2 protein-coding genes are annotated in these 1,988 nt (G+C 49.3%); one reads left to right on the top strand and one right to left on the bottom strand.

The genetic code is table 11. The features are described 5' to 3' along the window. The coding region (locus tag F560_RS26115; RefSeq protein ID WP_211214142.1) for a hypothetical protein at window positions 1-194 on the top strand (194 nt) is incomplete at its 5' end. Between the two features lie 296 nt (window positions 195-490). On the opposite strand, the gene F560_RS0121980 is transcribed toward F560_RS26115, so the two are convergent. Continuing rightward, the gene (locus F560_RS0121980; protein WP_019004814.1) at window positions 491-1,786 is read right to left on the bottom strand and encodes an IS110 family RNA-guided transposase; all 1,296 of its coding nucleotides are present in this window, start codon (window positions 1,784-1,786) and stop codon (window positions 491-493) included. Window positions 1,787-1,988 lie beyond the last annotated feature (202 nt).

The raw sequence follows: 1,988 nt of genomic DNA, 5'->3' as shown, positions 1-1,988 counted from the left end.
CTTGTGTGTTCGGATTTCCGGTAAAAAAAAGACTGGCGATCAAGGTGATCGCCAGCAGAAGGGAAACTATTCGTTTAAAACCCATAAGTACCTCCCACTATTATTTAATGTTTTCTCGCGTTTTCTCACTCGTTCTTAGATTTTCAACCATCGACCATCCTGAAAGATGGATAAGTCATGTAGCTATGACATAATTTTCTGGAGGAGCCGGAGGCGGGAATAGAGGTTGGGACGCTGTTCCCAATCTATGGATGAGTCGTATGACCGCACTCTGGATATCCACTCTATTCCCCCGACGGCTTACCCTCCCATGTCACGCTGGGTCTTAGCCCTTACATTCCTTCGTTCTGCCTCTCGAGGTGTGGACGCCGTTTCCTTGCTCCTTTACTGGGTCGTTGCCCTTATGGAAATAGATCCTACGGCTGCTCCGTGCTTCAATTGTCGTTGGTTTATTTCAAGTTCTGTGTGAGAAACGTGAAAATGGTTTGAATTAAGCTGCCATCTGTAACTGGGCCTGACGTACCGGCCCCAGAACATCGGATGGCTGGTACGGAATGCGTTTGGTGCCTAGCGTGTACAATACTCGGATTAATTTACCACAGAGCGCCACAATGGATTGCTTCTTTTTCAGCGGGTTGTGACTTCGCTTCGTGAAGTACTGGTGCAACGCCTTAAACTCGGCGTTCTTCGTCACCATCGGCATCACCGCTCGGAACAACAAAGCCCGAAGCCTGGATCTGCCACGCTTTGTAATCGTCGATTTGCCTTTCTTCTTGCCAGAGCTGTTTTCTTTTAGATTTAAGCCAGCGAGCCGAATAATCTGCTGGCCGTGGTCGTAACCACTAAGGTCCCCGACTTCAGCCAGGAAGCCGGCGAGCGTCACGATGGCAACACCAGGGATGGTCAGCATTTCTTTCGTTCCCGGAATTTGAGCTAACAAACGCTCCACTTCCATCATGATGTCCTCAAGCTGCTTGGCGAACATCTCGTATTGCTCCAGAAGAGTCTTCAGCTCGATTTTCGCTGCTGCCAGTCCTTGTTTAAGGCCGATGGAGGTTCTCGCCGTTTCAAGCAACTGCGACGCTCGTTTGGGACCGACGGCGCGCTTTACGTCTTCTTTCCAACGACGCACGATTGCGCCCACACCTAGCGCCACAATCTCGCTCGGAGTCGGGAATTCACTCAGCGTAATCAGCGAAGCCTTGCCCTCCCAGTCCTTAAACACCTGGCCATACTCCGGAAAGAAGCGGTCTAACCAATTCTGAATGCGGCGCTGGACTTGGCCGAAGTTAACCATGACCTTCTCCCGAAGATTCATCAGGATCCGAAGATCTGCGTAGACGTTCATCGGCAATTTAGGCTCGCTGTATTTCCCACCCCGCACCAGATCGGCGATAACCTTGGCGTCTTTGTAATCGTTCTTGGTCGGTGAGTTGTCCTCAAGCTCTTTGCTCTTGTTTACGTGATGTGGGTTAACAACGACGACTCTTACGCCTTCACGCTGCAGATATTCAGCCAGTGGAAACCAGTAGTGTCCGGTGGGCTCGATCCCCAAGACGATTTCCGTCTTGTGATGTCGCCGCTGAAGCTCCTTCATCCACGTTACAAGTTTCGTTAAGCCTTGATGATCATTGCCGAACACGCAGTCTTTACCGAGCTCGATTCCGCGGAAATCGACGGCTCTGGCGACATGTGTTTTCTTGGCAATGTCGGCCCCGACAACAAGAGTTGATTCGGTAATTTGTTGAATTCGTTGATTCTGTTTCCTGGCGTGTTTATACTTCATTGTAGAGTGCCTCCTGCGCTGGGATTTGTTCTTTGGTCGGAACGTTCCCCAGTATACAGAAGGTACTTTTTTCATTCAAACCTCGAATTCATTCATTACAGGAATGGCTCCTGTTTTTATTTAAACGGTTTTTTGAGAAGAACATAAGAGCCTGCATCCACTTTAAAGTGAATGTACTGAATATCTGAAGGCTGCAACTTAT

It is taken from the genome of Cohnella laeviribosi DSM 21336 (genome assembly GCF_000378425.1).
Lineage (GTDB): Bacteria > Bacillota > Bacilli > Paenibacillales > Paenibacillaceae > Cohnella > Cohnella laeviribosi.
The sequence above is the reverse complement of the archived record's forward strand: the minus strand, read 5'-3'. Positions and strand labels throughout refer to the sequence as shown.